The organism is Rhizobium sp. GCM10022189, assembly GCF_042656325.1.
Taxonomy (GTDB): Bacteria; Pseudomonadota; Alphaproteobacteria; order Rhizobiales; family Rhizobiaceae; genus Rhizobium.
This window is the reverse complement of the sequence record NZ_JBHSOR010000037.1, coordinates 307,235-328,566: the sequence shown is the minus strand read 5'-3', so window position 1 is coordinate 328,566 and position 21,332 is coordinate 307,235. Positions and strand designations below refer to the sequence as shown.

Sequence of the window (21,332 nt, the reverse complement as noted above, 5' to 3'; positions counted from 1 at the left end):
TCCTGATTTCATCGGGCTGTCTGGATGGAAAGTTCGTGCAAGCCAAGCATCAGGGCGCCGCGCATTCCCGCTTCCGGACCGAGGGATGCGGGTTCAATCCGCACCGCAAACGGCAGCAGGGACGACATGTGCTGCGAGACGAGGTCGACGAATTCGCGGCGTGAGCCGATGCCGCCTCCGAGCACCATCAATGCCGGATCGAACACCGCCTGAACGGCCGCCAGGCCGACCGACGCGGATTTTGCAAGCGTTGTTATGGCAGCGGAGGCTTCGGGATCGCCTGAACCTGCCCTGCGGAAAATCTCGCTGACCGGTACGGTCCCGTCCCGGTAAAGAGCCCGCACGGCCGGTGAATCGACCTGGTCCTCGAAGAGACCGGCCCTTGCTTTCGGCGCGGCGTCGTGCGGATCCGTGCCGAGCGGCAGAAGACCGAGTTCGCCGGCGCGGCCGTGATGACCGCGAAAAAGCCTGCCGTCGATGACAAGGCCCATGCCGACCCCGGTGCCAAAGGCAATGAAGGCCAGGGAAGCGCAATCCCGCGCCTTTCCGAGGGTCGCCTCTGCAAGTGCCGCCAGATTGACATCATTCTCGACAATCACGCCACAGGGCAATCCGGCCTCAAGGAGGCGGGCAAGCGGCCGGTCGGCAGGAATTGCGAGGTGCGGCGACAACGAGGCAAGACCGGTCGAAGGCGAAACGGCGCTCGGTACGCCAACGATCGCCTTGAGCAGGGGGCCGCGATCGGAGTGCCGCTCCGCAAGGCTTAGGATCATGCGGGCGATCTGCTTGAGAACGGGGGCATCCTCGCCGTGGGCGGTCGGCTCCTCCATCGTCGCCAGCAGGTTGCCGTCATGATCGGACAGTCCCGCGAGCACCTTGGTGCCGCCGAGATCAACACCGGCAACGAGACCGAAAGCTTTCGTGCGGCGATTGCCAACCGCCGGCCGCAGATCTGGCGCGATAGTTGAAATATTTGACAAGCGCAGCTCTCTTCATATATTTGTTCGGCAGGTTGACGAATTTATTATTGCCGAGCCTCTGGTCTGTCAACAACCAGTTTGAAATTGACGGACGTTCGTGGAAAAAGCAGAAGCAGACGAAAGCGGAACCTTATATCGACCGGAATATTTGGCCCATGGCATTGACTGAGAACGCACCTCCCGTGCTGCGACAGATTTCGGTTCGCGCCGTCATGGACGTATTGCTGCATACCGGCCCGACATCGCGGGCGGACCTGTCGAAAATTACGGGGCTCTCCAAGCAGACGATGTCAGAGGTCATCCGGGCTCTGGAGGAGGCCGGCTGGGTCCGCGAAAAGGGCATTACGACCGGCCGTATCGGCCGCAGTGCCATTACCTACGAGGTGAACGGTGCCGCCGGGTATGCCGTCGGCGTCGATATGGGTGCAACCACAACGCGGGTCGTGCTCGGCAATATCGTGGGGCACATCGTCGGGGAGATCGAGTATCCCTCCGACCGTCGCGGGGGCTATCATCAGCTGGAACAGGTTGAGGCAGCGCTCGCTCGAATCCTTGCCGATAGCGGCGTCGCGCGCGAGCATGTCCTTGTCGCGGCGATCGCTACCCCCGGCGTGGTCGAACCCACGACCGGCGCGCTGTCGATGGCCCCGAACCTTGTCGACCTCGACGGCATCGATATTGTCAGGACCCTCGCAGATCGGCTCGCCTGTCCCGTTGTCCTGGAGAATGACGTCAATGCGGCCGCGATAGGTGAATCCTGGCAGGGCCACGCCGTCGCAGTCGATACGGTCGCATTCATCTCACTCGGTACCGGCATCGGCCTTGGCGTGCTTCAGGACGGCAAACTGATGCGTGGGGCAAGCGGGGCGGCCGGCGAGATCTCCTACCTGCCGTTCGGGGCCGATCCCTATGCCGAGGACAGCCTGGAACGCGGCGCGTTGGAATGCGCCATTGCAGCGCAGGGAATCAGCGATTTCTACCACCGATCCGGCGGGGCAAAGGATACGTCCGTTCGAGACATTCTGAGGCTTGCCGAAGAGGACGATCCGATTGCGACCAAAGTCATCCGGAAGGTCGGGGAGATCGCGGCGCTGCTGATCGTATCCGTGAACGCTATCGTCGATCCGACTATCATTATCATTGGCGGCAGCATCGGCCGCCATCCGCTGATGGTCCAGCGCATTCGCGAAGGCATCGCCAAGGCCAGCCGGCGCAAGATAACCGTCGAAGCAAGCGCCCTTGGAAGCCGCGCCACACTGATCGGGGCGCTCGCCATCGGTCTCAACCACCTGCACAACCTTCTCTTTTCTCCGCAGGCGCTTCCCGAACAACGCCGCCTTCCCCCGCCGGTCTAGGCGCGGCCTGCAGCCGGGGAGCGGCGCGTCCACCCATCTTTCGGACGGTGAATCCGGACGCTCGCGCGCCGGATCGAAAACGGCTGCCAGCGTAAAATTCATGTTCGTCATCTTGACGAACTAATTCGATCCCCGCAAAGTAAAGGCTGGATCATACGCCGATCAGCGACCTTCGCTCGAATAGCTTACTGGAGGAACAGTGGACATGGCCGGTTTGAGATTGAACGATGTCAGAAAAAGCTTTGGTCACCTCGGTATCCTGCATGGCATCGATCTGGATGTGAACGAGGGCGAATTTGTCGTCCTGGTCGGCCCGTCCGGCTGCGGGAAATCGACCCTTCTGCGATTGATCGCGGGGCTCGAGAGCGTAACGGGCGGACGTGTTCTGATCGGCGACAAGGATGTTACGCAGGCAGCCCCCGGCGAGCGGGAAATTGCGATGGTGTTTCAATCCTACGCTCTTTATCCGCACATGACCGTCGCGAAAAACCTGTCGTTCGGCCTCGAGAACCTGAAAATGACGCGGGCCGAAATTGATGCGCGCGTCATGGAAGCGGCCCGGATGCTGGCCATCGAACCCCTTCTCGAGCGCCGGCCAAAACAACTATCCGGCGGCCAGCGGCAACGTGTTGCGATTGGCCGGGCCATTGTCCGAAACCCGAAGCTGTTCCTGTTCGACGAACCGCTGTCCAACCTGGACGCGGCACTTCGCGTACAGACCAGGGGCGAGATCAGCCGACTGCACAAGCGCCTGGGCGCGACCATGATCTATGTCACGCACGATCAGATCGAGGCGATGACGATGGCGGATCGTATCGTCGTGCTCAATGCCGGTCGTGTCGAACAGATCGGCACGCCCCTGGAGCTTTTCGAGACGCCTGCAAACCGGTTTGTGGCAGGGTTCATCGGCTCTCCGCAGATGAATTTCTTCGAAGGCGATCTGCTGTCCTGCGGCCCCGGCGGGGTGGCCCTGCAGGTGCCGGGCTTCGGGGCGCTCAACTTGCCGCTGGAAGCGCCGGACCCCAGGATTGGCGAACCCGTCACACTCGGCGTCCGGCCCAGTCATTTCAGGCTGGCGCGCGAGTCGGACCGCGACGGACTTCGCGTTCGTTTTCACGTTGACTATGCCGAGAGCATCGGAACGGAAACTTACGTCTATGGAACGGTCGAATCCAGCGACACCGCCGCGATTGTGCATCTTCCCGATCATGTGGCGATTGCGGACCGGTCAATTCTCGAACTTGCCGTCGAGCCGTATCGCGTCCATGTGTTCGACGGGCATACGGGCACCGCATTTGCGAGATTGAAGGCCGATGCTCCGGTCGCCGCGCCGGCGTAGCGCCTCTCCTCCGTTCCTGTCCAGGATTGCTCTTCATCCAGCCGGCGATTGACACCCGGCTTTCGGGACTGCCCGAGGCGATGGTCGTCTGCGGCATGCTCGGACCGGTCGCCGCTGCGGCGGGACCGGCACGGAAGGTGGAATAATTTCAGAATCGGTAGCAAAAATCTTAATACTGCGTACCGATCCGTGTAAAACTGGGCTGTAATCGTCTCTCTTCATGGGATAGATGCTTTCTCAGCGACCGCCGCTGACAATTATTTCCCAAGCCCCGATCGCCTTAACGACAGCCCGCATGAAAACCGACGACGGCTAGGCATGGTTCCGGCCGCGCAGGAGGAAGATCCATGGCATCCGTTGCCGAGAGCGCCCCCCGCTTTGAAAAGACCGCAATGTCCATCCTGGTGGCAGTCAGCTTCTGCCACATGCTCAACGACATCATGCAGTCGCTGCTAGCCTCGCTCTATCCGCTCTTCAAGGCCAATTACAATCTCGATTTCGTGCAGATCGGCCTCCTGACCATGACCTTCCAGGTCACGGCATCGCTGCTTCAGCCGCTTGTCGGCATCGTCACCGACCGCTGGCCGATGCCCTATTCGCTGCCGGTCGGCATGGCGAGCACCTTCTGCGGGCTGATCCTGCTCGGCAATGCCGGCAGTTTCGAGCTGCTTCTGGTTGCCGCCAGCCTGATCGGTTTCGGCTCGGCCGTCTTCCATCCGGAATCCTCGCGTGTCGCGCGTCTCGCTTCCGGCGGCCGCCACGGCTTTGCCCAGTCCTTCTTCCAGGTGGGCGGCAATGCCGGCCAGGCGATCGGTCCGCTGCTGGCTGCCTTCATCGTGCTGCCGAACGGCCAGCACAGCGTATCCTGGCTGTCCGGCATCGCCATGGTCGGCATGGTGGTGCTGAGCTGGGTCGGCAACTGGTACATGAGCCACCGCCGCCAGAATGCCAGCAAGCCGGCGCCAAGCCGTACGCTGCCCCTGCCGCAGAGCAAGGTGGTCTGGGCGCTGCTGATCCTCGTCCTTCTGACAGCGACGAAGAACGTCTATATGGCAAGCGTCTCGAGCTATTTCACCTTCTATGTCATCGACCGCTTCCAGCTCGACGTGCAGCAGGCGCAGCTCATGCTCTTCCTGTTCCTGGGTTCGGTCGCCGCCGGCACTTTCCTCGGCGGACCGATCGGCGACCGTTTCGGTGCCCGCTTCGTTATCTGGTTCTCCATCCTCGGCGTCATCCCCTTCGCGCTGCTCTTGCCCTATGCGAACCTGTTCTGGACGGGTGTGCTCAGCGTCGTCATCGGCCTGGTCTTTGCGTCGGCCTTCTCGGCCATCGTCGTCTTCGCGCAGGAGCTGGTACCGGGGCGCGTCGGTCTGATTGCCGGCGTCTTCTTCGGCTTCGCCTTCGGCGCGGGCGGTCTCGGAGCTGCTTTCCTCGGCGATTTTGCCGACTCGCACGGCATTGCCTTCGTCTACCGCATCTGCTCCTACCTGCCGTTGCTCGGCCTGCTCACCATTTTCCTGCCGCGCATCCCGAAACATCGCGCGGCCTGAACATCGCGCTTCGCGAGACGCCAAGGGCACCGGACGGTCCTCCGGTGCCCTTGGCGTTGCGAGCAAGCGCCGCGGACGGCGTCTGGTCCGGGCGAACATATTTTTCGCGGTGTTTCGCGAAGACGGATAGTCATTCCTTTAATCTACTATTTTGATGGATAATATCCGTTTCAGGATGTTGCCCTCGACGGCGCGATAGCGGAAGGAAATGATATGTCTGCACCCAAACTGGTCGGTCTTGCCGGCAGCTTCAATCGTCCCTCGAAGACCTTTGCGCTTGTGGAAAATATCGCCGGCCTTGCCGCCGAGGCATATGGTTTCAACAATACGATCTATGACCTGACCGATGTCGGCCCGTCGCTTGGCCAGGCGCTGCGTCGTGACGATCTCGACAATCGCGCCAGGGAAATCATCGCCGATATCGTCGCTGCGGATGCGATCGTCATCGGCGCGCCGACCTTCAAGGGCAGCTATCCGGGCCTCTTCAAGCACCTGATCGATCTCATCGATCCGCATGAACTGCGTGCCAAGCCGATCGTCATCACCGCGACCGGCGGCGGCGATCGGCACGCGCTGATGGTCGAACATCAGCTTCGCCCGCTTTTCGGCTTCTTCATGGCCCATACCCTGCCGACGGCGATCTATGCGTCCGATCGCGACTTCACAGACTATCGCGTCTCCTCCGAGCAGTTGTCCAAGCGCATCGGGGAGGTCATCGGCGAACTTGCCGCTTTCTTTCCGGCCAAAGGCTCGACGTTGATCGCAGCGGAATGACTGCAATCCCGAGACTGATCTTCAGCGGCGCCCGCGGGGCGCCGCTTTCGTTTGAGCATCGCTAAATGCCGATACTATCCATAAATTTGATAGAATATTATCCTGCCGGCTTTGACGAGGCGGCAAGAGTTTTTCCGGTGGCGGGAAGACATCGGACGTTCGTGCTTCGCTCGCAAGGAACGCATTTGCAATGATCCGCCTGCTCGGGGCTCTGCCTCATTCAGTCAGACGGGACAAAAAATGACCAAGAACAAGAATATCAGCGCTATTTCGATTTCGCGCCGCGCGGCTCTCGCTGTTGCCGCTTCTGCGGCCACGCTCATCGCCTTTGCTGCGCCCGCACCTTCCTTTGCCGAAGACAAGTCGATCAAGGTCGGCATCATGAGCGGCGAGGATGAGGATGTCTGGCGGGTCGTCACCAGCGAAGCTGCCAAGAAGGGGCTCAAGATCGAGACCATCACCTTCAATGACTATACCCAGCCGAACGAAGCGCTGGAGCGGGGCGAAATCGACGCGAACGCCTTCCAGCATCAGCCTTACCTCGACAACCAGATCAAGCAGAACGGCTATCATATCGTCCGTGTCGGCTATACCGGCGTCTGGCCGATCGGTCTCTACAGCAAGAAGCATAAGTCCGTTGCCGAACTGCCCGAGGGCGCTGTGATCGGCGTGCCGAACGATCCGTCGAACGAAGGTCGTGCGCTGCGCGTCCTGCAGAACGAAGGCGTGATTAAGCTGAAGGAGGGCACCGGCATCTTGGCCACGATCGCCGATGTGGCCGAGAACCCGAAGAATATCGAGATCAGGGAACTGGATGCCGGTATCGTCGGACGCTCGATCGACGACCTCGACGCCGGCGTCGTCAATACCGACTGGGCGCTGAAAAGCGGTCTTTCGCCGGCAGAGCGTATCGCGCAGGAGCCGATCGCCGACAATCCCTATCGTAACTTCATCGCCGTCAAGGAAGAGAACAAGGATGCCGATTGGGTGAAGACCCTCGTTTCCTCCTATCAGAACGACACCGTGAAGGCCGAGTTCGAGAAGGTCTACAAGGGTACCGGTCTTAGCGCCTATTGACGGAGACGCCCTGAGGGCGCCGACAACCGAGGCGGCCCGGGCCTTTGCCGGGGCCGCCTTCAGCGTTTGTGAAGGAACGAGCATGAATTCAATAGTCTCCGCTTCAAGAATCGGGACGCCGGCGGCTGACGCGGAGGAGGTCGTTCGACTGACCGATATCCGGCGCAGATTCGGCGCAACACCGGCGCTCGACGGCATTTCGCTGAGTGTCAGGAAGGGCGAAATCCTCGGCATTATCGGACGCAGCGGCGCCGGAAAGTCGACACTGATCCGCTGCCTCAATGGTCTGGAGCGTGCCGACAGCGGCGAGATCGTCATCGAGGGCCGCAACATTGCAGGCCTTCCGGAAAAGGACCTTCAGCCCTTGCGGCGGCGCATCGGCATGATCTTCCAGCATTTCAACCTGCTCTCGGCCAAGACCGTCGAGGAGAATGTCGCGCTGCCGTTGAAGATCGAAGGGATCGCCAAGGCCGAGCGGCTGAAACGGGCTCATGAACTGCTGGATCTGGTCGGTCTCTCGGACAAGGCCGGCGCCTATCCGTCGTCGCTGTCCGGTGGCCAGAAGCAGCGTGTCGGCATAGCCCGCGCGCTCGCCGCCCGCCCGGCTCTCCTGCTCTCCGACGAGGCGACTTCGGCGCTCGACCCGGAAACGACGCGCTCGATCCTCGCTCTGCTGAAGGATATCAATCGTAAGCTTGGGCTTACGATCCTTTTGATAACGCATGAGATGGAAGTGGTGCGCGGCATTGCCGATCGCGTTGCCGTCATCGATGCCGGGCGCATCGTCGAAGAGGGCCATGTCTGGTCGGTCTTCGGCGATCCGCAGGCGGCGATCACCAGGAGCCTGCTTGGCGGTATCCGCCCGCAATTGCCGGAACATATCCTCGCGCGCCTCTCGCAGACAGGCGGTTCCGAGGCGATCCTGAGCGTCGATCTGGCCGGGCCGGAGGCGCAGGGGGCGCTCTTTGCCGATCTGTCGGCGGCGCTGCCGCATTCCTTCCGCCTCGTGCATGGCGGCATCGATCACATCCAGAACCAGCCCGTGGCGCGGTTCTTCATTGCCGTTCCCGCGCGCGATCCGTCACTTGCCGGAAAGGTCGAACAGTTTCTGACAGCCCGGTCCGCCCGGGTGGAGGTGCTTGGTTATGTCGCCGATCATGATTAATCTGCTGCTGCGCTCGCTCTGGGAGACGGTGTTGATGACGGCCGCATCCGGCCTCATCTCGCTGGTGGCCGGCCTGCCGCTCGGTCTGGCGCTGGTGCTGACGAACCGCGGCGGCATTGCCGAAAATCTCTGGATCAACCGCATGTTCGGGGCCGTTATCAACGGGTTCCGCTCCGTGCCTTTCATCATCCTGCTGGTAGCGCTGATCCCGCTGACGCGGCTGATCGTCGGCACGGCGATCGGCACCTGGGCGGCAATCGTTCCGCTCGCCATTGCCGCAACACCCTACTATGCCCGAATTGCCGAGGTCTCGCTGCGCGAGGTGGACCGTGGCCTGATCGATGCCGTGCGCGCCATGGGCGGCAATCGCTGGACGATCATCCGCGAGGTCCTGGTGCCGGAAGCGCTGCCCGGCATCGTTGCCGGATTCACCGTCACGCTGGTGACGTTGATCGGGGCATCGGCGATGGCCGGCGCCATCGGTGCCGGCGGCCTTGGCGACCTCGCCATCCGCTATGGCTATCAGCGTTTCGAGACCAATGTGATGATCGCGGTCGTGGTCGTGCTCATCGTTCTCGTCTGCGGCATCCAGTGGCTGGGCGACCGGCTCGTCGCCCGCCTGGATCATCGCTAGGAATCACCGCCTGAACTGCGCGGCGGGATGGCTGGCGGATAGCCGCCCATTGCCGCCGAACAGTTTCTGTCGCAGCGGTCCCTCCGCGTAATCCGCCTTGAACAGGCCGCGCTCCTGCAGCACCGGCACAACGAGATCGACGAAGTCGTTGAGGCTTTCGGGCGCCACCGTGCGGGCGAGGTTGAAGCCGTCGATGTCGCCCTCCTCGATCCAGCGCTGCAGCGTATCGGCGATCTGTTCCGGCGAACCGACGATCGGTTTCATGCGGCTGCCGAGCACCATCTGGTCGATGATCTGCCGCTTCGTCACCGGTTTCGCCGCCTGTTTGGTGATTGCCGCCAGCGCCGACTGGTTGGCGTTGGTCGAGTTCTGGTCGATCACGTCATCCAGCCCGTATCTGGAGAAATCGACGCCGACGGAAGCGGAATAATGAGCGAGCGAGGCCTCGACGCTCGCATGCCGGCGATAGTCCTCAAGCTTTTCCTGCGCCTGGGCCTCGGTCTTGCCGACGACGACCGTGATTAGGCTCAGGATCTTGACCGCGTCCGCGCCGCGGCCGTTCGCCTGCGTTTTGGCGCGCAGGGCATCGACCGTCGGGCGTGCCGACTGCGGGGTCGGCCCGGCGATGAAAACGCACTCGGCGTGACGGGCGGCGAAATCCTGTCCGCGCGCGGATGCGCCGGCCTGGAAGAGCAGGGGTGTCCGCTGTGGCGAGGGTTCTGCCAGATGGATGCCCTCCATCCTGTAATACTGGCCCTGGTGGTTGACCGCGCGCACCTTGGAAGCGTCGGCGAAGATGCTGTGTTCCCGGTCGCGCAGCACCGCATCGTCGTCCCAGCTTCCCTCCCAGAGCTTGTAGAGGATTTCCAGATATTCTTCCGCCGCATCATATCGCGCGTCATGCTCCGGCAGCTTGTCGAACCCCATGCTGCGGGCGGCACTGTCGAGATAACCTGTCACGATATTCCAGCCGATGCGTCCCTTGGTCAGGTGGTCGAGCGTCGACATGCGCCGCGCCAGCAGGAAGGGCGGCTCATAGGTGGTGTTGACGGTGACGCCGAAGCCGAGATGCTTCGTGACGTAAGCCATGGCCGAAATCGGCATCAGCGGATCGTTGACCGGGATCTGTGCGCCGGTCTCGATGACCGGGGCCGGGCTGGCCTTGTAGACATCGTAGACGCCGACGATATCGGCCAGAAATATGCCGTCGAGCTTGCCGCGCTCGGCCGTGCGCGCAAAATCCGCCCAGTAATCGAGATCGGTATAGTTGACGGAGCGATCGCGCGGATGCGTCCACATGCCGTGGTTTATGTGCCCGACGCAGTTCATGTCGAAGGCGTAGATCTGCATTTTCTTCATCAAATACCGTCCTGAGATTTTCCACGGCCACTGTGCAGGATTGTCGGGCGGATCGGGAAACCACCGCTTCTTTCATGGAAATTAGAAGCAAATTATCCCTCGCGCCCGAATCCAGGAATTTTCTATCTCTATAAAATCTATGAATTTTACAATGATCTATCCACATTCCCGGGTGGAATGCGTTTGAACATTGCGGGAGAGGGATATGAAAATCAACCGACGCAACCTGCTGAGCACGGCCGCTGCTGCCGTGCTCGCCTTGACCAGCCATGCGGCCCATGCCGCCGACGTCACGCTCAATATCGGCTATCAGCCGATCGTCGAGCCGTCGCGTGTGCCGCAGGCGGACGGCACTTACGAGAAGGAGACCGGGGCCAGGATCAACTGGCAAAAGTTCGATAGCGGCGCCGATGTCATCACCGCGATTGCCTCCGGCTCCATCGATATCGGTTATGTCGGCTCCTCGCCGCTTGCCGCTGCCGCCAGCCGCGAATTGCCGATCGAGACGATCTATATCGTCGGCCTCATCAGCGATGCCGAGGCGCTTGCCGTCAAGAACATTGCCAAGCCCGATGATCTGAAGGGCAAGAAGATCGCCACCCCCTTCGTTTCGACCGCGCATTACAGCCTGCTGACGGCACTGAAACACTGGAAGGTCGATCCGAAATCGGTGCAGATCCTCAACCTGCGTCCGCCGGAAATCGCCGCCGCCTGGGAGCGCGGCGATATCGACGGCGCCTATGTCTGGGATCCGGTCCTGGCGCAGCTGAAGAAGAGCGGCAGTGTGCTCGCCACCTCCGCGGATGTCGCCAGGTGGGGCGGCCCGACCTTCGATGCCTGGATCGTCAGCAAGAAATTTGCCGAGGCCCATCCCGAAGTCGTTACCGGTTTCGTGAAGGTCACGGGTGCGGCTTACGCATCCTATCTCGCCAATCCAGATAGCTGGAACGCGAGCTCGCCGGAGGCTGAAAAGATCGCCAGGCTGACCGGCGCCAGGACCGATGAAGTGCCGGCTCTCCTCAAGGGCTATACGTTCCCGAGCCTGAAAGAGCAGGCCGGTGCCGATCTTCTTGGCGGCGGCACGGTCAAGGCAGTGGCCGAAACCTCGGCCTTCCTCCTGGAGCAAGGCAAGATTCCCGCCGTCCTGAAGGACTATAGCCCCTATGTTTCCGACCGCTGGGTCAAGGAAGCCGCCAAGGCAGGTCTCTGATCCTCCCAAGGGTCCCGGCGCGGCTTCGGCTGCGCCGGTTTTTTTATCAACAGGTGATACCGATGAGCATACTTTCACTGCAATCCCTGTCGCTCGACTATGCCGAGGCCGGCAGCCGTCGAAAGAGGCGCGTGCTCGACGGCATCAACCTGCATATTGCTTCCGACGAGTTCGTGGTCGTTATCGGCCGTTCCGGCTCCGGCAAAACCAGCCTTCTCAATCTTGCGGCCGGCTTCACTCAGCCGAGCGAAGGTCGCGTGCTCGTGGACGGTAAAGAGATCGACGGGCCGGGCGCGGACCGGGCCGTGGTGTTTCAGGACGACGCGCTTTATCCGTGGCTGACCGCCGCCGGCAACGTCGCCTTTCCGCTGAAGCTCCAGGGCATTCCGAAAGGCGAGAGGCAGCGCCGCGCCGAAGACCTGCTCGTCAAGGTCGGCCTCGATGGCGCGGGCAACAGGAATATCTGGGAGCTCTCCGGCGGCATGCGCCAGCGCGTCGGGATTGCCCGCGCACTTGCCTCCGGCCCGCGCTTTCTGCTGCTCGACGAGCCGCTTGGCGCGTTGGACGCGCTGACGCGCAGCCGCATGCAGAAGTTCCTGCTCGATGTCTGGGCCGAGAGCAGGGCCGGCGCCCTGCTGATCACACACAGCATCGATGAAGCCCTGTTGCTTGCCACGCGCGTCATCGTGCTCGCGCCCAATCCCGGCCGCATCGTCGCCGATATCCGCACCGAGTTCGGCAAGGCGCTGCTTGAGGGCCAAAACGTCAAGGAGATCAAGGCGCTCCCGGCGTTCAGGGACCTGCATGACAAGCTGACCGCACTTATCCATGGCGATGAAGAGGAGATTGCAGCATGAGTGTCGAGGCTGAAACACTCACAACTGCGGCGTCCGAGCGGCAAGTCGAAGCGCGACCGAGACGCCCCGGCACGTTGCCGATCTCGTTTGCGACGATCGCCGCACTCATCGCCGGCTGGAGCCTTGCCTCGGCCTATGGCGCAGTTTCGCCGGTTTTCCTGCCCTCGCCGCTGATCGTTGCCAGGTCGCTCGTCAATGTCGCGGTCAACGGTTTCGTCGATTCGACACTTGCCGAGCATACGCTCGCAAGCCTGCTGCGCATTTTTGCAGCGCTTTCCGTTTCGCTCCTCGTCGGCGTGCCGGCAGGCCTTGCCATCGCCACGAGCCGCATCGGCAAGGGTATCCTCGATCCGATCGTCGAATTCCTGCGTCCCCTGCCGCCGCTTGCCTATCTGCCTCTGATCATCATCTGGGTCGGCATTGGCGAGGCTTCGAAGGTCACGGTCATCTCGCTTGCCATGCTGCCGCCGATCATTCTGTCGACGGCATCGGGCGTCAGATCGGCCCCCGGCGATTTCGTCAATGCCGCCCGCTCCTTCGGGGCGAGCCCGCTGCAGGTGCTGCTGCATGTCATTCTCCCGGGCGCCGTTCCGTCGATCCTGACAGGCACGCGCATTGCGCTTGGCGCCGGCTGGTCGACGCTTGTCGCGGCCGAACTGGTGGCGGCAAGCCAGGGCCTGGGTTTCATGATCCAGTCGGCGGCGCAGTTCCTCGTGACCGATATCGTCATCGGCGGCATCATCGTCATTGCCGCGATCGCCTTCCTTCTGGAGATCCTGGCGCGGCTGATCGAACGGTCCCTCGTTCCATGGGCCGCCCATCGCTGAAGGTCTATCATCGCCTTGCCGATCAAATTATCCTAAGGCCGTATCGCGCCGCGTAACCGCAAAGTGATAGCGTGGCGCGCAGACAATGCCGGAGGATGAAATGACGAAGAAGACGCTGTCGGATTGGGAGGCGCTGGCGGAGAAGGAACTGCGGGCTGCACCGGAAACGCTGACCTGGCATACGCCCGAAGGCATCGACGTCAAACCGCTCTACACGGCCGCCGATCTCGATGGCGCGGACGCCGACAGCCTGCCTGGCTTTGCGCCCTTCACCCGCGGCCCGCGCGCCACCATGTATGCCGGCCGGCCGTGGACGATCCGGCAATATGCCGGCTTTTCGACCGCCGAGGAATCCAACGCCTTCTACCGCCGCAATCTTGCCGCCGGCCAGAAGGGCCTCTCCGTCGCCTTCGACCTTGCCACCCATCGCGGCTACGACAGCGATCATCCGCGCGTCGTCGGCGACGTCGGCAAGGCGGGGGTCGCGATCGACAGCGTCGAGGACATGAAGATCCTGTTCGACGGCATTCCGCTGCAGGACATGTCCGTTTCCATGACCATGAACGGCGCCGTCATCCCGATTCTGGCGAATTTCATCGTTGCCGGCGAGGAGCAGGGCGTCTCGAAGGCCGAGCTTTCGGGGACGATCCAGAACGACATCCTCAAGGAGTTCATGGTCCGCAATACCTATATCTACCCGCCGGAACCCTCGATGCGCATCGTTGCCGATATCATCGAATATACGGCAAAGGAGATGCCGAAATTCAATTCGATCTCGATCTCCGGCTATCACATGCAGGAGGCCGGCGCGACGCTGGTGCAGGAGCTTGCCTTCACGCTTGCCGACGGGCGCGAATATGTGCGCGCGGCAATCGCCAAAGGGCTTGATGTCGATGAGTTCGCCGGCCGGCTCTCGTTCTTCTTCGCGATCGGCATGAATTTCTTCATGGAGGCGGCCAAGCTTCGCGCCGCCCGTCTGCTCTGGACCCGCATCATGGAGGAGTTCCAGCCGAAGAAGGCGGCTTCGCTGATGCTGCGCACCCATTGCCAGACCTCGGGCGTCTCGCTGCAGGAGCAGGATCCCTATAACAATATCATCCGCACCGCCTTCGAAGCCATGTCGGCCGTGCTCGGCGGCACGCAGTCGCTGCACACCAATTCCTTCGACGAGGCGATCGCCCTGCCGACGGAGTTTTCCGCCCGCATCGCCCGCAACACGCAGCTTATCCTGCAGCACGAGACGGGTGTCACCAAGGTCGTCGATCCGCTTGCGGGCTCCTATTATGTCGAGAGCCTGACGAAGGAACTGGCCGACAAGGCCTGGGCGCTGATCGAGGAGGTCGAGACGCTTGGCGGCATGACGAAAGCAGTCAACGAAGGCCTGCCGAAGCGGCTGATCGAGGAGGCTGCCGCCCGCCGCCAGGCCGCTGTCGACAAGGGTGACGAGGTCATCGTCGGCGTCAACAAGTATCGGCTGGAAGCCGAGCAGCCGATCGACATTCTCGAAATCGACAATAGCGCGGTGCGCGCCGCGCAGATCCGCCGTATCGAGGAAACCAAGCGCCGTCGCGACGGCGTGAAGGTCAAGGAGGCGCTGGCGGCGCTTTCCGAGGTTGCCCGCACTGGTGATGGCAACCTGCTGGCAGCCGCCGTCGAAGCGGCGCGTGCGCGGGCCACCGTTGGCGAAATCTCCGATGCGATGCGCGAAGTCTTCGGCGATCATTTCGCCACCCCCAAGGTCATCAGCGGCGTCTATGGCACCGCCTATCGCGACGAACCCGAACTGGGCGTGCTGAAGGCGCGCATGGCCGATGTCACCGAGGCGATGGGCCGCAAGCCGAAGATCATGGTCGCCAAGCTTGGCCAGGACGGGCATGATCGCGGCGCCAAGGTGATTGCCTCCGCATTCGGCGATGTCGGCTTCGACGTGCTCGCCGGCCCGTTGTTCCAGACGCCGGAAGAGGCGGCCGGCATGGCGCTCGGCGAGAAAGTCAACGTCGTCGGCGTGTCGTCGCTGGCGGCCGGCCACAGGACGCTCTTGCCGCAACTGATCGACCGGCTGAAGGAACAGGGCGGCGGCGATATCATCGTCGTCTGCGGCGGCGTCATCCCGCGGCAGGACTATGAATTCCTGCACGAACACGGCGTTGCCGCCGTGTTCGGTCCCGGTACCAATGTGCTGGAGGCCGCGAACTCCGTTCTCGACCTTCTGCAGGGTATCAGGCGCAACCAGTAATTCAGAGCAGCCCGCGCTTTGCGAGATTGCCCATCAGCGCCGAGATGCCGAAGGTCCAGGGTGGGCATTCGGTCGACAGCCTGACGGTGTTGACCAGTGCGCCGAGACCGGCCGACGAGATTTCCACGATATCGCCGACCTTGTGGGTGAAGCCCTGGTTCTTTGCGTCGCGGTCCTGCGTCGGCGCAAAGAGCGTGCCGAGGAACAGCATGAAGCCGTCGGGATATTGATGGTGGGCGCCGACCGTCTGCTTGACGAGATCGGTCGGGTCGCGGCTGATCTGCGACATCGAGCTCTTGCCGTGCAGGACAAAGCCGTCCTTGCCGGTGACCTTGAGATCGAGTTCGGCTTTGCGCACGTCGTCGAGGCTGTAGCTCGCGTCGAACAGGCGGATGAAGGGGCCGATGGAGCAGGAGGCGTTGTTATCCTTCGCCTTGCCGAGCAGCAGCGCCGAGCGGCCCTCGACGTCGCGCAGGTTCACGTCGTTGCCGAGCGTGGCGCCCTTGATCTCGCCGCGGCTATTGACCGCCAGGACGATTTCCGGCTCCGGATTGTTCCAGGTGGAGATCGGGTGAAGGCCCACATCCGCGCCCCAGCCGACGGAGGAGAGAACGGGCGACTTGGTGAAGACTTCCGCATCCGGGCCGATGCCGACTTCGAGATATTGCGACCAGATGCCTTCCTCGATCAGCGCCTGTTTGACCTTGGCCGCTTCCGGCGAGCCGGCCTTGATATTGGTCAGGCTGCCACCGATCAGGGTGCTCACACGCTCGCGGATCGAGGCGGCGCGATCCGGATTGCCGGCGGCCTTCTCCTCGATAACACGCTCGATCATCGACTGGGCGAAGGTCACGCCGCAGGCCTTGACGGCCTGCAGGTCGGCCGGTGCCAGGAGATGGGCCTTGCTCGCGTCCGGCTTGCCGGTGCTGTTGGCGGCAATCGCCTCCAGCGTGCCGAGGGCCTTGCCGCTGGCCGCGCGGACGAAATCTGCCGCATCGGCTCGTTCCAGCAGCGCACTCAGCGTCGGCGCATCCGTGGACGTGATATCGACGAGCGCGCCGGCGCGCAGCGTGACGATGCTCGGCCCGGCGACATCCGGGTTCCAGACGCGTCCGACAAACAGGCCGCCCGAAGCGGCAGCATCGAGGGGGGATTGGGACATGGTGATCTTCCGTCACAGGCGGAGCGGGGAGCGCTCCTGCAGAATGGGATAGCTGCCGTCCTCCTACCCGACGGCTGCCGAAAATCGAGCATATTCATCGGCCGAGAGCAAGTCTCAACAGGCGAAAAGCGGTTCGCACCTGCTGCCTGTCTTCCGCGACCGCAGGCGCGCGCCAGCGGCATTTCGTCATAACTTATAACTATTTAGATACAAAATAACCTTTCTATTTCAGATATTTACGAAAGAGGCAAAAGAGTTTTGCCGCCGATCGCGCCTTGACAGGACCGCTCTTTCGCTATCTGTTTTACCCCGGAGGAGGGTTGGCGAAGGCCGACCTGGAACATTTCCCCCAGGAGGATAGAATTGCGATGCTGAGATTTGCCGTCGTCGGGATCGACCATGGGCATACGTTCGATCATGTGAAGGGCTTGCTGGCGGCGGGTGGCGAATTCGTCGGCTATTGCCCGCAGACGAGCGTGCCCGCGATCCGGGAGAATTTCGAGAAGACCTATCCGGATGTCCCGCAGATCGACCGGGAAAGGATCTTTGCCGATGCCTCGATCGACGTGATCTGCATTGCCGCCATCCCGCGCGACCGCGCCGGCCTTGCCATCCGTGCCATGAGGGCGGGCAAGGATGTGATGACCGACAAGCCGGGTGTGACCACCTTCGCCCAACTCGACGAGGTCAGGCGCACGGTTGCCGAGACCGGCAGGATCTTCTCCATCTGCTTTTCCGAACGCCATTGCGTGCGCTCCGCCGTCAAGGCCGGCAAGCTGGTGAAGGAAGGGGCGATCGGCAAGGTGATCCAGACGCTCGGCATGGGGCCGCACCGGCTGCAGCTGCCGACGCGGCCGGACTGGTTCTTCGACCCGGAGGCCTTCGGCGGCATCATCGTCGATATCGCCTCGCATCAGGTCGACCAGTTCCTGTTTTATACCGGCTCGACGACGGGCGAGGTGGTCGCAAGCTCGGTCGGCAATTTCGGCATGCCGCAAAAGCCGGATTTCCAGGATTTCGGGGAAGTGCTGCTGCGCTCCGACAAGGGCACGGGTTATATCCGCGTCGACTGGTTCACGCCCGAAGCCTTGCCGACCTGGGGCGACGGCCGCCTGACCATCCTCGGCACCGAGGGATATATCGAGCTGCGCAAATATATCGATATTGCCGGCCGGCCGGGCAAGGATCATCTCTTCCTCGTCAACGGCAAGGAGATGACGCATATCGACTGCAGCGATGAGAAGCTCGACTATTTCGAGGCGTTCGCCGCCGACGTGCGCGACCGCTCCGAAACCGCAATGACGCAGAACCATGTCTATGAGGTCTGCCGCCTCTCGCTCGAGGCACAGACGAAGGCCGTCCGCATCGGTGCCGGCCCTGCCGCGGGCGGTTGAGTGGAAAGACGATGCTGAAATCGTTCGAGCATATCGGTATGACGGTCAGCAATATGGACCGTGCCATCGCCTTCTATTGCGACTTGCTGGGGCTGAAGCTGCATTTGCGCAAGCAGATGCCGGATGGCATGCAGGTCGCCTTCCTCGATGCGGGCGGCGGCATGCTGGAAGTTTTCGCGCCGCCCGGCGGTGCTTCAAGGGCCGTCGATCTTGCGGAGGGAACGGCCGGCGTCAAGCACATCACCTTCCATTTCGAGAATGTCGAGGAAACCTTCGCCCGGCTGGAAGCGGCAGGCGTCGAAATCAAGGAACGGCCGCGCTTTGCCGTCCATTCCGAGATGCTGAACAGGATCAGCTTCGTGCGCGACCCCGATGGTATCATCGTTGAACTCGCAGAGCGGTCTCAAAACCGGCTTGGCTGACGGCTTCACAGCGCCGGACTGAAAGGAAGAGGGCGCGGCGCGAACCGCGCCCCTTCCGCTTCTATCGGCGTTCGCCCGAAGCCTTCTTCCTGGCTTCGTCATCCATCAACTCATACCACATGGCGTTGAGGACGGCGAAGGCGGCTGCCAGCGGCAGGCCGAGTACCCATGCGAAATACCACATCGTTTCGTCTCCTCAGTAGGCGTGGCTGTTCTTGTCGGTGACGTTCTTCTCATCGACCTTGCCCCACAGAACCTTGTAGACCCAGGCCGTGTAGGCAAAGATGATCGGCAGGAAGATGACCGTGACCACCAGCATGATGAAGAGCGTCTGGTGGCTCGACGACGCATCCCAGACCGTCAGGCTCGATTTCGGATCGAGCGAGGAGGGCAGGATGAACGGGAACATCGACAGGCCGACAGTCGAGATGATGCCCAGGATCGAGAGCTGGCTGAAGAGCAGCGTCACGACCTCGCGCCGCGCCCGCATGGCGATGAAGGCAGCCGCCGCACCCAGGAAGCCGAGGACGGGAGCGGCGATCGTCCAGGGATGGCTGCCGTAATTGTCAAGCCATGCCCCGCCTTCCAGCGACACCGTCTTCAGAAGCGGGTTCGACGGGCCGATCGGGCTGATATCGCTGGTGATGCGATAACCGCTGACGCCGGCCCAGAGCCAGAGGCCGCCGAGCGCGAAGAGCAGGATGACGACAAGCGCTGCGACGCTGCCGAAGCGGCGGGCGCGATCGGCAACCGGCCCGGTCGCCTTCAGCACCAGCCAGGCGCTGCCATGCATGATGAGCATGGCGACGGACAGGACGCCGCAGAGAAGGGCGTATGGGTTCAGGAGCGCAAAGAACGAGCCTTCATAGAAGATGCGCATGTCGTCGGCGAAGCGGAAGGGAACGCCCTGCAGCACGTTGCCGACGGCAACGCCGAAGATCAGCGACGGCACGAAGCCGCCGACGAAAAGCGCCCAGTCCCAGCCGTTGCGCCAGCGTGCGCTGTCCCGCTTGGAGCGGTACTTGAACCCGACCGGGCGCAGGATGAGCGCAAAGAGGATCGCAAACATCGCCAGATAAAAGCCCGAGAAGGAGACCGCATAGAGCGGCGGCCAGGCGGCGAAAATGGCGCCCCCGCCGAGGATGAGCCAGACCTGGTTGCCCTCCCAGGTCGCGCCGATCGTGTTGATCGCAACCCGGCGCTCCGTATCGGTTTTGGCGACGAAAGGCAGCAGCGTGCCGACGCCGAGGTCGAAACCGTCGGTCGCTGCGAATGCGATCAGGAGCACGCCGAGCAGCACCCACCAGATGATGCGCAGGGTTTCATAGTCGATGAGTTGGTAAAGGATCATGACAGGTCACTCCGCGGCTGGAACGAGGGTTTCGGAGATCAGCTTGGCTTCCGGCTCGTGGTCCGGTTCCGGCCCCTGGCGGATCGCCTTGAGCATCAGGCTCATCTCGATGACGATCAGCGTCGTATAGAGCGCGGCAAAGCCGATGATGGTGAGCAGCACTGCCCAGGCGCCGTGATTGGAGACGGCGACCGCCGTCGGCAGCACGCCTTCGATCACCCAGGGCTGACGGCCGATTTCGGCGACGACCCAGCCGGCCTCGATGGCGATCCAGGGCAGCGGGATGGCGAAGACCGCAATGCGCAGCAAGAGCGGATATTTGTCCAGATGCCGGCGGGCCGACAGCCAGAAGAAGGTTGCCGTCAGCACGATGAAGAACATGCCGAGGCCGACCATGATGCGGAACGACCAGAAGAGTGTCGGCACATGCGGGACGGTGTCGCGCGCGGCCTTTGCGATCTGTTCGTCGGTTGCCTGACGCGGATCGTCGACATAGCGCTTCAGGAGCAGGGCATAACCGAGGTCATGGCCGAGATCCTCGAAGGACGAGCGCACTTCCTGGGCGACCTGGTCCTGGACGGGTGCGGCGCGGATCTGCATCAGCGCGTCATAGGCCTTGATACCGTCGCGGATACGGGTTTCGGCCTGCTGTTCCAGCTTGTCGATGCCCGGGATTTCCGTCGTCAGCGATCGGGTGCCGATAAGGCCCATGACCCAGGGGATATGCACGGCGAAATGCGTTTCGCGCGCTTGCTGGTCCGGGAAGCCGAAGGCGGTGAAGGCGGCTGGCGCCGGCTCCGTCTTCCACATGGCTTCGATCGCGGCGAGTTTCATCTTCTGGTTTTCGGTTGCGAGATAACCGCTTTCGTCACCGAGCACGACGACCGACAGCGCCGAGGCGAGGCCGAAGGAGGCGGCAACCGTCATCGAGCGCTTGGCAAGCTCAATATGCCGGCTCTTGAGCATGTACCAGGCCGAAACGCCGAGCACGAAGATCGAGGCACAGACGTAGCCGGCCGAGACCGTGTGGACGAATTTCGCCTGGGCGACGGGGTTGAAGACCACGTCGAAGAAACTGACGATTTCCATGCGCATGGTCTGCGGGTTCAGCGCGGAACCGACCGGGTTCTGCATCCAGCCATTGGCGATGAGAATCCAGAGCGCGGAAAAATTCGAACCGAGCGCCACCGCCCAGGTGGCGACGAGATGGCCGACTTTCGACAGCTTCTCCCAGCCGAAGAAGAAAAGGCCGACGAAGGTCGCTTCGAGGAAGAAGGCCATCAGGCCCTCGATCGCCAGCGGCGCGCCGAAAATGTCGCCGACATAATAACTGTAGTAGCTCCAGTTCATGCCGAACTGGAATTCCATGACGATGCCGGTTGCGACGCCGAGCACGAAATTGATGCCGAACAGCGTGCCCCAGAATTTCGTCATCTGCCGCCAGATCTGGCGCCCGGTCATGACATAGGTCGTCTCCATGATGGCAAGCAGCACGGAAAGGCCGAGCGTCAAGGGCACGAACAGGAAGTGATAAAGCGCGGTCAGCGCAAATTGGAAGCGCGATAGCGCAACGATGTCTAGTTCCATTGTCTTTCTCCCACGGTCCCACGCGGTATCAAGAGTTTCCGCATGGCCGGTTG

19 protein-coding genes are annotated in these 21,332 nt (G+C 62.3%); 13 read left to right on the top strand and 6 right to left on the bottom strand.

The genetic code is table 11. The features are described 5' to 3' along the window. Positions 1-8: 8 nt before the first annotated feature. Positions 9-980 carry an ROK family protein gene (locus ACFPWW_RS14890; protein WP_377312298.1) on the bottom strand — a complete coding sequence of 324 codons (972 nt, stop codon included), beginning with the start codon at positions 978-980 and terminating at the stop codon, positions 9-11. Positions 981-1,135: 155 nt separating this feature from the next. Between ACFPWW_RS14890 and ACFPWW_RS14885 the strand changes: the two genes are divergently transcribed. From ACFPWW_RS14885 to ACFPWW_RS14855, 7 genes are all read left to right on the top strand, one after another. After that, positions 1,136-2,335, top strand: coding sequence for an ROK family transcriptional regulator (locus tag ACFPWW_RS14885; protein WP_112569156.1), 1,200 nt, complete (start codon positions 1,136-1,138; stop codon positions 2,333-2,335). A 205-nt stretch (positions 2,336-2,540) separates the two neighbouring features. Next, entirely contained in the window at positions 2,541-3,674 is a 1,134-nt protein-coding gene (locus ACFPWW_RS14880) for an ABC transporter ATP-binding protein (RefSeq protein ID WP_377312297.1), read from the top strand. A 347-nt stretch (positions 3,675-4,021) separates the two neighbouring features. After that, positions 4,022-5,224 carry an MFS transporter gene (locus ACFPWW_RS14875; protein ID WP_112569146.1) on the top strand — a complete coding sequence of 401 codons (1,203 nt, stop codon included), beginning with the start codon at positions 4,022-4,024 and terminating at the stop codon, positions 5,222-5,224. A 213-nt stretch (positions 5,225-5,437) separates the two neighbouring features. Continuing rightward, positions 5,438-5,998 carry an FMN reductase gene (gene msuE, locus ACFPWW_RS14870; protein ID WP_112704417.1) on the top strand — a complete coding sequence of 187 codons (561 nt, stop codon included), beginning with the start codon at positions 5,438-5,440 and terminating at the stop codon, positions 5,996-5,998. Between the two features lie 240 nt (positions 5,999-6,238). After that, the gene (locus ACFPWW_RS14865) at positions 6,239-7,075 is read left to right on the top strand and encodes a MetQ/NlpA family lipoprotein (RefSeq protein ID WP_112704418.1); all 837 of its coding nucleotides are present in this window, start codon (positions 6,239-6,241) and stop codon (positions 7,073-7,075) included. 82 nt (positions 7,076-7,157) lie between these two features. Beyond that, the gene (locus ACFPWW_RS14860; RefSeq protein WP_377312296.1) at positions 7,158-8,240 is read left to right on the top strand and encodes a methionine ABC transporter ATP-binding protein; all 1,083 of its coding nucleotides are present in this window, start codon (positions 7,158-7,160) and stop codon (positions 8,238-8,240) included. After that, positions 8,221-8,874 (top strand): methionine ABC transporter permease, encoded by a 654-nt coding sequence (locus ACFPWW_RS14855; RefSeq protein WP_377312295.1) that lies wholly within the window; start codon positions 8,221-8,223, stop codon positions 8,872-8,874. The genes ACFPWW_RS14860 and ACFPWW_RS14855 overlap by 20 nt, the downstream gene beginning before the upstream one ends. Positions 8,875-8,877: 3 nt before the next feature. Here the strand turns inward: ACFPWW_RS14855 and ACFPWW_RS14850 are convergent, their stop codons facing one another. Next, on the bottom strand, positions 8,878-10,233 hold the full coding sequence (locus ACFPWW_RS14850; protein WP_377312294.1) for an LLM class flavin-dependent oxidoreductase: 1,356 nt from the start codon (positions 10,231-10,233) through the stop codon (positions 8,878-8,880). Between the two features lie 205 nt (positions 10,234-10,438). Here ACFPWW_RS14850 and tauA point away from each other — a divergent pair, with 205 nt between their 5' ends. From tauA to scpA, 4 genes are all read left to right on the top strand, one after another. Then, the gene (tauA, locus tag ACFPWW_RS14845) at positions 10,439-11,443 is read left to right on the top strand and encodes a taurine ABC transporter substrate-binding protein (protein WP_377312293.1); all 1,005 of its coding nucleotides are present in this window, start codon (positions 10,439-10,441) and stop codon (positions 11,441-11,443) included. Positions 11,444-11,505: 62 nt separating this feature from the next. Then, positions 11,506-12,300 (top strand): taurine ABC transporter ATP-binding protein, encoded by a 795-nt coding sequence (locus ACFPWW_RS14840; protein WP_112756948.1) that lies wholly within the window; start codon positions 11,506-11,508, stop codon positions 12,298-12,300. Beyond that, positions 12,297-13,127: an ABC transporter permease subunit gene (locus ACFPWW_RS14835; protein ID WP_377312292.1), complete on the top strand. Its 831-nt coding sequence runs from the start codon at positions 12,297-12,299 to the stop codon at positions 13,125-13,127. The genes ACFPWW_RS14840 and ACFPWW_RS14835 overlap by 4 nt, the downstream gene beginning before the upstream one ends. A gap of 100 nt (positions 13,128-13,227) precedes the next feature. Beyond that, the gene (gene scpA, locus ACFPWW_RS14830) at positions 13,228-15,363 is read left to right on the top strand and encodes a methylmalonyl-CoA mutase (protein ID WP_377312290.1); all 2,136 of its coding nucleotides are present in this window, start codon (positions 13,228-13,230) and stop codon (positions 15,361-15,363) included. A 1-nt stretch (position 15,364) separates the two neighbouring features. Here scpA and ACFPWW_RS14825 read toward each other — a convergent pair whose 3' ends face one another. Beyond that, the gene (locus ACFPWW_RS14825) at positions 15,365-16,525 is read right to left on the bottom strand and encodes a fumarylacetoacetate hydrolase family protein (RefSeq protein ID WP_377312289.1); all 1,161 of its coding nucleotides are present in this window, start codon (positions 16,523-16,525) and stop codon (positions 15,365-15,367) included. Positions 16,526-16,893: 368 nt separating this feature from the next. Here ACFPWW_RS14825 and ACFPWW_RS14820 point away from each other — a divergent pair, with 368 nt between their 5' ends. Both ACFPWW_RS14820 and ACFPWW_RS14815 read left to right on the top strand, forming a co-directional pair. Continuing rightward, positions 16,894-17,919, top strand: a complete 1,026-nt coding sequence (locus ACFPWW_RS14820; RefSeq protein ID WP_377312287.1) for a Gfo/Idh/MocA family protein — start codon at positions 16,894-16,896, stop codon at positions 17,917-17,919. 11 nt (positions 17,920-17,930) lie between these two features. After that, positions 17,931-18,341, top strand: a complete 411-nt coding sequence (locus tag ACFPWW_RS14815) for a VOC family protein (RefSeq protein ID WP_112757648.1) — start codon at positions 17,931-17,933, stop codon at positions 18,339-18,341. 61 nt (positions 18,342-18,402) lie between these two features. Here the strand turns inward: ACFPWW_RS14815 and cydX are convergent, their stop codons facing one another. Genes cydX through ACFPWW_RS14800 form a run of 3 tightly spaced genes read right to left on the bottom strand, consistent with a single transcriptional unit; the run spans position 18,403 to position 21,279 of the window. Beyond that, positions 18,403-18,525: a cytochrome bd-I oxidase subunit CydX gene (cydX, locus tag ACFPWW_RS14810; protein WP_112572495.1), complete on the bottom strand. Its 123-nt coding sequence runs from the start codon at positions 18,523-18,525 to the stop codon at positions 18,403-18,405. Between the two features lie 12 nt (positions 18,526-18,537). Beyond that, a complete protein-coding gene (gene cydB / locus ACFPWW_RS14805) occupies positions 18,538-19,692 on the bottom strand; it encodes a cytochrome d ubiquinol oxidase subunit II (protein WP_112572493.1) in 1,155 nt (384 codons plus the stop codon). Between the two features lie 6 nt (positions 19,693-19,698). Beyond that, complete coding sequence (locus ACFPWW_RS14800) at positions 19,699-21,279, bottom strand: cytochrome ubiquinol oxidase subunit I (RefSeq protein ID WP_377312286.1); 1,581 nt, start codon at positions 21,277-21,279, stop codon at positions 19,699-19,701. Between the last annotated feature and the right edge of the window lie 53 nt (positions 21,280-21,332).